Source organism: Vibrio sp. M260118, from assembly GCF_036533755.1.
GTDB lineage: Bacteria > Pseudomonadota > Gammaproteobacteria > Enterobacterales > Vibrionaceae > Vibrio.
Genome location: NZ_JATABG010000139.1, coordinates 1 through 8,522 on the forward strand (window position 1 = coordinate 1; position 8,522 = coordinate 8,522).

At 45.8% G+C, this 8,522-nt stretch carries 8 protein-coding genes; 3 read left to right on the forward strand and 5 right to left on the reverse strand.

What is annotated here, in order from left to right; translation table 11 throughout:
- On the reverse strand, nucleotides 1-440 hold a 440-nt coding region (locus QTO00_RS10125; protein ID WP_331424660.1), incomplete at its 3' end, for a nicotinamidase.
- A gap of 17 nt (nucleotides 441-457) precedes the next feature.
- Nucleotides 458-1,171, reverse strand: a complete 714-nt coding sequence (locus QTO00_RS10130; protein WP_331424662.1) for an NUDIX hydrolase — start codon at nucleotides 1,169-1,171, stop codon at nucleotides 458-460.
- A 310-nt stretch (nucleotides 1,172-1,481) separates the two neighbouring features.
- Between QTO00_RS10130 and pncB the strand changes: the two genes are divergently transcribed.
- Nucleotides 1,482-2,723, forward strand: coding sequence for a nicotinate phosphoribosyltransferase (pncB, locus tag QTO00_RS10135; protein WP_331424664.1), 1,242 nt, complete (start codon nucleotides 1,482-1,484; stop codon nucleotides 2,721-2,723).
- 55 nt (nucleotides 2,724-2,778) lie between these two features.
- Here the strand turns inward: pncB and QTO00_RS10140 are convergent, their stop codons facing one another.
- Entirely contained in the window at nucleotides 2,779-4,251 is a 1,473-nt protein-coding gene (locus QTO00_RS10140) for a C69 family dipeptidase (protein WP_331424665.1), read from the reverse strand.
- A 199-nt stretch (nucleotides 4,252-4,450) separates the two neighbouring features.
- Entirely contained in the window at nucleotides 4,451-5,404 is a 954-nt protein-coding gene (locus tag QTO00_RS10145; protein ID WP_331424667.1) for a LysR family transcriptional regulator, read from the reverse strand.
- A gap of 103 nt (nucleotides 5,405-5,507) precedes the next feature.
- Here QTO00_RS10145 and QTO00_RS10150 point away from each other — a divergent pair, with 103 nt between their 5' ends.
- The gene (locus QTO00_RS10150; protein WP_331424668.1) at nucleotides 5,508-6,848 is read left to right on the forward strand and encodes an MATE family efflux transporter; all 1,341 of its coding nucleotides are present in this window, start codon (nucleotides 5,508-5,510) and stop codon (nucleotides 6,846-6,848) included.
- Nucleotides 6,849-6,862: 14 nt separating this feature from the next.
- Here QTO00_RS10150 and QTO00_RS10155 read toward each other — a convergent pair whose 3' ends face one another.
- Nucleotides 6,863-7,861, reverse strand: coding sequence for a substrate-binding domain-containing protein (locus tag QTO00_RS10155; protein ID WP_331424669.1), 999 nt, complete (start codon nucleotides 7,859-7,861; stop codon nucleotides 6,863-6,865).
- Between the two features lie 239 nt (nucleotides 7,862-8,100).
- On the opposite strand from QTO00_RS10155, the gene QTO00_RS10160 reads away from it, so the two are divergent.
- A partial coding sequence (locus tag QTO00_RS10160) for a PfkB family carbohydrate kinase (protein ID WP_331424670.1) occupies nucleotides 8,101-8,522 on the forward strand: 422 nt, incomplete at its 3' end.

Genomic DNA, 8,522 nt, shown 5'->3' on the forward strand with positions numbered 1-8,522 from the left:
GCACGAAGAAACTCTATTCCACCAGTAGAGAGAGTATCCGCCTGGTCATGATAGAAAGCGCCGTATGGGTGAGCATCTGGGTCTATGCCTTTGTTAATTTGAAAATCGTATTCGCGAATGGCTGGTAACCCTGGCAGGAGCTCGACTCCTGATGTACCCACTACGCAGTGAGGATTCCATTTGATATCCACTTCCGGAAGGCCCACTGGCTCTAACATGTTTTGTGGGGTTGCCGCTTCCCATGCCGCGCCTGGTGGATGCATATCACGCGATACCAAACGCAGTGACGCTTTAGCATGATTGCTCTTTAACTCTTCAACAATCTCTAGCGCGCCCTGCACTGGTAGCTCATTGGGGCAAAGTTCACTAAACCCTTTTTGTGGATCAACATCGATTGAAGCGGTTGTCTGTTTATCAATTTTGATGGTTTGAAATAGCATAGTCACTCCTTGTGCAATCAACGCAGGCAGGTCTGGAAATAGGTCACGCACTTTTCGCCAAGACTATAAACTTGCGCAGGTTTTCCTCCGCGACCTCTGTTGGTGGACGCCATCTTATTAGCGCTAACGATTACCCCCGTATCGATCAAGCGGCGCTTAACCGTCATACGATTAACCTCGACACCGAACTTGGCATAAGCGGCAATAATGTCAGAGACCAAAAACTCTTTTTCCAATGCAAACAACGCAACTGAGGTGTACTCAATCGCAGCTCTTAGTTTGTTCCAAGCAAGTTTAATCAAATCGGCATGGTCAAACGCGAGTTGCAGTTGATCATCGAGCACTGAACTCAATGGAAACCACCGCAATTGCTCTTGGCACAGTCCACAGTTTTCAATCTGTTCGACATTGGACTGATTCAACAACGCGTAGTGCGCAATCGTCACGCTCCAACCTTCAGGGTCGCGCTTAGGATTGCCATCGACCATAGGTTGGCTGATGTAGTTAGGGTACGTGTGAATTTTCTGGCGGCAGATACGCTTGCGTGCAGCATCAAAATCTTGATCCGCTGGCTGTCCTCCCTGAGCAGATAAATCGTGTTCGAAGACGAAGCCACCCGGGATAGACCATAGTCCATGCTCGGGGCGTTGTTTATTGTTGCGTTTAATAAGTAAGGTTTCTAACCCTTGCTCACCTAGTCGCAAACATATCATGTCAATAGTGACAATCATTATGCGTTCCCTAACTCCTTAATTAGTCGTTAGATTAACACCGCTTATCAGCAAGTCAAATGAAAGTAACAACTTGTTATAAACTAAGAATAATCACCTACATTTGTAGTAGCAATATACCAAAGTCTAATTCCCTGCGTGTGAATATCCTTACACAATTAGCCGGCATCAACTATAGTTAGTAACATAATTTGACAAACTATAGGGGCTTATTTAAAGTTCACTCAAATGATAGTTCCAATCGCATTAATTAGATGTTCAGATAATTGGTGTGGTTGGTATCAAGCCCTCAGAAATATAGGATGGCTGAATGACCGCCAAGCTTTTTAACCACGACATAATCCAAAGTGCGCTCGATCTCGACGTCTATAAGATCAATATGATGCACGCGGCGCGAACGTACTACCCCGATACGCACGTTCGTTACGAGTTGATTGTTCGCTCGGACGAAGACTTATCTGAGCTTAAAGATTCTGTAGAACAAGAGATAGGTAAACTCGCAGACTGCCTTTTCAGCCAGCAAGAGATAGCTTATCTTGAGCAAAAAGCACCCTACCTTAGCCGTGACTTTCTTACCTACCTTGGCGAGTTTCGATTCAAACCATCCGAGCAGGTATGCGTAACCACGCTTAACAACCAGTTACGTGTGTCGATTAGCGGTATTTGGCATGAAACCATCCTCTACGAAACCCTCGTGATGAGTATTATCTCAGAGGTGCGAAGCCGAACTTTGTGGAGCACTATTCCGTACCATGCATTTCTCAACACGCTTAAGAACAAGGTTGATGAGTTAAAAACTGAGTTAGCTCGTCGAGAGATCAGCAACTTTGTGTTTTCAGAGATGGGCAGCCGACGTCGTTTTAGTGCCCAAGTTCAGCACGATGTGGTCGACTACATTCAGCAAAACGCACCTGAGTTAATGAGCGGCACGAGTAACTATCATCTCGCCAAGAAACTTGATTTAACGCCGATTGGAACTGTCGCCCATGAATGGTTTATGGCTCACCAACAACTTGTTGAACCGGCAAAATCGCAACAGGTCGCACTGGATAGGTGGCATAAAGCGTTTAATGGCAAACTTGGTATTGCTCTGACCGATACCATAGGGATTGACGCGTTTCTAAAAGATTTCACCTTTGAGCGTGCTTCTGCCTATGCTGGCGTACGTCACGACTCGGGAAGCCCATTTGAATGGGGAGATAAAATCATTGCACACTATAAATCACTCGGCATCGACGCGAAATCTAAACTGCTGATATTTACCGATGGACTTAACTTCGAACGTGCAATTGAGATCTGTGAGTATTTCCGCAACCGAGCAACGGTAAGCTTTGGCATTGGGACATTCTTAGCCAATGATATGGGCGACTGGAGCGACGACAAAGGGATGTATAAGCCGCTCTCCATGGTGGTTAAAATGACAGAATGTAATGGTGGCGCCGTAGCTAAAATCAGCGATGAGCCAGAAAAAGCCATGTGCGAAGACCCACTATTCCTCGAAGACTTAAAGCATAGCTTTGGCTTAATCACTGAGTTTGATAAAGCCAGTTAATAAAACCAATAAAAAACGGAGCGCTAGGCTCCGTTTTCGATCTCAGCACTGTTTCTTATAGGCTCATGATCTTCTTGAACTCTTCTTCAGAATACTTCTTCTCTGTACTCTTAGTTAAGTCCGTCATCATCTTGTATCTTAGTTCTGTAGCCATACTTATCGTGCGCTTAAGCTGTCCATAAGAGTAATCCGCCGCCATAGTTTTAGCCGCTTCTTTATCCACTTTGTACATGCTCGCTAGCGTTTTATCCAGGTGAGCCGCTTGCTTGTACAGTTGAGTCTCTTCTTTATCCCAAGTCGCTTTCAAAATAGGTAGATACTTATCTGGGTTTGCAGAAGCGAGCGCTGTTAAACTGCGGAACTGCCAGTAAGCGGAGTCATCGCTGTAAGTATCATCACCTACTTGGAACGCTTTAGGGTATTCGTGAAGCGTTGAGTAGAGTGGGACTAATACAGACTCTGGCAACACGCCAAAGCTTTGCCAAATTACACCTTGCAGCTCATTTGGCATCTCTGGACGAAGCTGGATAACATGCGACTCTAGTTGACGCTCAACACGAATTGGGCGTTTTGCTTTGCCTTCCAATGACGTGCCATCGTAAGTCGCACTGAGTACTTCAGCCACATCCCCTACCGAGATTTTCTCATCGGGTGTCATGAACAGTGGATATTGCGCTAGGCGACTCTGTTGATGTTTCGATGGAGTCAGCATCTTTTGACCTAGCCATTCGCGATCGATGTTGTATTCATCACCGATGACGCCAAACGCTTTAGCAAAGTTGAACGACTTCTTGTCCGCTTTATCTAATAGCTTGTGCTGCTGTACAAACTCGAACAGGCCTTTAGAGTGAAGAACGTCTTTACTCGCCAGATTAACGCCATGAACACGTAAACCATTGGCAATCATAGCGTAGCTATCGTCAGGCACTTTTACCGCAATCCAGTGGTGGCCCGAGCCAATTTCAAACAACCAAGCTTCGTTGACATCAGCAATGTAAAGGCTGTTGCCCTCCCCTGCGCCAAACGTTTCGATGTAGTGACCTAACAGTTCAACAGCCTGTTTAGCGTTTTCGGCTTGCGGAAGAATTAGGGTAGGAATAACGGCTTCAATCACGCCATTATCAACCAGAGGGTCTACTTTCGCAGCTTTGTCATTCACCTCAGCACTTGTGGTAGCGGAGATAGCAACATTATGCTCGTTAATGCCACGCTCTTCATAGAACTTGCCATCACTATTTACCGTTTTTGCATCCCAATCAGGAATCGCTGAGTAGGCAAAAAAGTGTTTAGGCATTGGAACCACCAACCCATTACCGAGTTCCCAGTCACCTGCTTCGTTGTCCTGTGCTGGACGGTACTCTAAATACTTGTTCCAGTTGTTGATACCAAAGTCTTCATTACGCGCAATCATTATACTGCCGTCGCTCGAAGCACCTTTACCAACGATAAGTCCAGTACAGGCTAACGCATTACCACTCAAGGCGACAGCCACTGCAGTTGCAAGAAAGGATACAGACCATGTTTTCATCTTAATTCTCCGCTTATGAAACGAGATAATTCAAAGTTAACGTCAGTTATATTTGCAGGGCTTTTATTATCTGTGTTTCCGACTGAGTGTACTTATCATCGCGGTAAAATTTTCGTCTGTTCGTCACATTACTGATATTTTCATTGTGAGAATAATTATTTGAAAAATATGCAATTTTCGCATAATTTCATTCGTAGATTTAGAGTTCAACCCTCTCTGTACTCCAGCCAAATTGAGCGCAAATTTGTTTTAACTGACCTACTTCTGCTTCGGTCTGCGCCACCAGCCATTGCAATATTTCATTCGCTACAGGGTTGTGATTTGCCTGATAGCAAAAGTACTGCCAGTCACTATGTTGCAACGCAATTTTTTCAGGGCATTTTAAGAATTTTCTTTTGAGCTCAGGTAATACTAAAAGCAGATCGGTCACAGTGACACCTTGACCAGATAAGCATGCACTGAGCGCCAAATCCAAACTAAAAAACACCGTGTCTCTGCCCAGCTTTTTGCCCTTAAGGTTGGCATTGGCGAGCCATAGTTTCCAGTCTTGGTGGTCTAGAGTGGCGTGTAAATGAGGCAACGCAAGGACATCTTCAATTTGGATGTTTTTTTCAGACATCAACTCTGCATAAACTGGCGCCATATATTCTGCACGTAGAAAGGTAACGCCCGGTTTGCCAACGTAGCGGTCACGCTGGCGGGTATTGATGATCAATAGATCACAATCTTCGAGTTCTAGTACCGGATCCTCTTCGATTGAAGGAATAATCACGATTTCATGTTCTGGATATTTTTCGTTGAGCATCGCGACATTAGGCATTAAAACGCGAGTGGCGTAACTGAGCGCACTCTTTATTACGATTCGCTTCTTGGCTGGCGCTTTCCACTGTGCAATCAGCGAATCAAGGTTGTGATAATTTTGCCGAAGCACCTCATACAGATCTTTACCTTGTCGAGTCAATTCAATCGCTCGATGCTTGCGCACCAAAAGCGCACAATTGAGCTCATCTTCTAGCTGTTTTATCTGTCGACTTACAGCACTTTGGGTTACGTTTAGCTCATCAGCAGCTTTAGTAAAACTCATCAAACGTGCGACTGCTTCAAAGACTTTTAATCCATTGTGCGAGTAAGGAAGATTCGAATACGGACTCATTTGCCTCTCCCATGATCTGAACTCATGCCAGAGTGGCATAAATGTCATTTGAACGCCAGTCAGATAACCTTTACCTTTGTGTGATAATGATCACGAGGCGCACATGAAGAAAATTCTCACTCTTGCTATACCACTTATTATTTCGCAGATGATCTCTATGGCATTGGTTCTTACCGATGTTTGGATGATGTCGCGATTAAGTGTTTCTGCCATTGCAGCAGGAGGGTTAGGCGCTTCAATCTACTCTTTCGTTTTCATCGTTGCGAGCAGCACTGTTGGCTGTGTAGCGAATCTCATTGCCATCGCTTACGGGCAACGAATCGCTCGCCCAGAGTTTGGCAACCAACAGATCAGGCTTGCGGTAAAAGGAGCGGTACTGCTCTCGGTAGTACTCAGCGTTGTTCTGACTATTAGCTTTATGTTTGTTCCACAGCTGTTCGCGCTAGCAAATCAGCCAAGCGAACTTGCAGCACCCGCTATGCAGTATGTCGACACGTTAAAATGGGCGATGCTCCCTTCTTTGTTACTACTTGTATTGCGCGGTTTAACCAGCGCGTTTGGCAACGTTCGCTCGATTATGGTGATGTCGCTGATCACGGTTGTTCTTAATGTGCCAATTAGCTACGTGCTTGCATTTACCTTTGATCTTGGGCTTTCAGGGTTGGGCGCGGGTACAGCACTGGCAGCGTTAATCGTGATGCTTGGCTACGGTATGTGGGTCTTTAAGCGCGCCGAATATGCGCCATTTGCTCCTTGGTTAAATACGCACGAGTACTCATTATCTTTGCTAACCCCACTGCTTGCTATGGGGTTGCCTATCGCTATCGCTGCCCTGTTAGAGCACGGGTTAATCTATGGCGGCACACTGATGGCAGGAACGATCAGTATTGCTGCGCTGGCTCTGCATCAGATCCTTTTACAGTGCTTAAGCTTTACGTGGAATATCAATTTTGGTTTCTCACAAGCAGCGGCCATATTAGTCGGGCAAGACTTTGGGGCTGAAAACTATGATGGTATTAAGCGCACTGCACTACGCAGCTTTGGAATCACCACAGTACTTAGTATCGTCATGGCTGGCGTATTTATGCTTTGGCCTGAGTTAATCGCTGCAATGTTTAATCTCGACGGCGAGCTGACTCAACTGCTGACCTTGGTGCTGTGGGTGGTAGCACTGTCATTTATCGTCGATGCTTGGCAGCTATTGGCAATCAACCTACTACGCGGAATGAAGATTGTCATGGGACCAACCATCATGACGGCTATCGGCTACTGGGTGTTTGGCCTTCCTTCTGCTTGGTTACTGATGCCTGAATTTGGGCTAGCAGGCATTTGGGGCGGGATCGGAATTGGCTTAGGCGTCACAGGTGTGCTTCTGCTGGTTCAACTTCTCAACGCAATTAGAAAGCAACGTGATAGTGACTCATACGCAGTCGCCATGGGTTAAGCATAGATTTATGCTTAACGTCGATAGTGGATTTTAGCGGGAAACACCTGTTGCTCCACTTTGCTATCAGGCTGGCTTAGCACAGCTTTGCCAGCGTCAAATAGTGCTTGTGCAATCAGGTCACAATCTTGCTCTATCGAATCTACTTTGATTGGCAGGCAGTCTAGAATATCGTAGTTATCAAAAGTTGCGATGCGAATATCAGACATTAGCAAACTGTGTTCGGTCAAGTAGCGTAAGACGCCTTCAAGTAAAGAGTACGAGGCGGTGAACACAGCTTGTGGTAAACGGCCATTTTGCTCAATCGCTCTCGCCATCATTTCATAGCCAGAGCTCGGCTGATAATCTTGGTTAAACACATGCTTAGATTGAAACTCGACTCCCGCTTGCTTTAAGCCCGCTTGATAGCCAGAAAAACGGTCTTTGCTTGGCGATAGAGCCATTTGACCGCCAATATAGAAGCACTCATCAAGCCCATAAGCGAGCTTCGCTACCACCTCTTGAGTCGCGCTAGCTGCATCAGTTTTGATGTTAATAGCCTTGCTGCCATCAATCACTCGGTCGAAAAGAATCACAGGTGTCGATTGCGTCGCAGCTAGTAGTTCGCTTTCGTCCGTTTGCGCAGTGGCAATCAACAATAGATCAACCTGTCTATCGACTAAACTTCGAATCGCCTGGTTTTCCATTTCAGGATCATCGTCAGATGAAGCGATTAGCAACTGGTAGCCTTCACTACGGCAAAGGATTTCTAACCGCTTAGCGATGGTCGCAAAGCCCATGTTAGTTAGGTCTGGGATCACAAGCCCTGCGGTGTAGGTCTGTTTTGACTTTAACGCGCGCGCATAAATGCTTGGAGAGTAATTATTAGCAAAGGCGATCTCTTGAACCTTTTTTACCGTCTCTTCATGGATACGATGTTTTTTCGCATGGCCATTAAGCACAAAGCTGACGGCCGATTTCGACACACCTGCTAGCTCAGCGATATCAGCAAGCTTTAACTTTTTTGTTGCCATTCTTTACCTGCGTTGGTTAACAGCCCTGTTACAGGCTAGAGCCTATTTTACTGATATCAAGTTAGATTTCTAACCCTTTGTCGGTTTGATAGCTACATAACCAACATAGTGACAGAAAGATCGTTACGGATCACAATTCACTCTCTAATAACTCCATTATAGCGAGAAGTAGGTGTTCAGCTAAATCGTTTTAGCTATATAATTAGCGCATTACTACGAAGAGTTTTGAGGTTACAACTATGAACAAAGTATGGGTTACTGGCGATGCAGTCGTAGACCTGATTCCTGATACCGAATCAACATATCTAAAATGCCCTGGTGGTGCGCCAGCCAATGTAGCGGTTGCCATTGCGCGTCTTGGCGGTGACAGCGCATTCTTTGGACGTGTGGGGCAAGATCCTCTTGGCCGCTTTATGAAGCAGACTCTAAGCGATGAACGAGTGAACACAGATTTCATGCTGCTTGATGAAAGCCAACGTACTTCAACTGTCATCGTCGATCTTGACGACAGCGGTGAGCGCAGCTTTACCTTCATGGTCAAACCAAGTGCGGATCAGTTCTTGGTCGAGAGCGACATCCCTCAATTCAATCCTGGTGACTGGTTACATGTCTGCTCAATTGCCTTAGCTAATGAACCTAGCCGCAGCGCAACATTACAAGC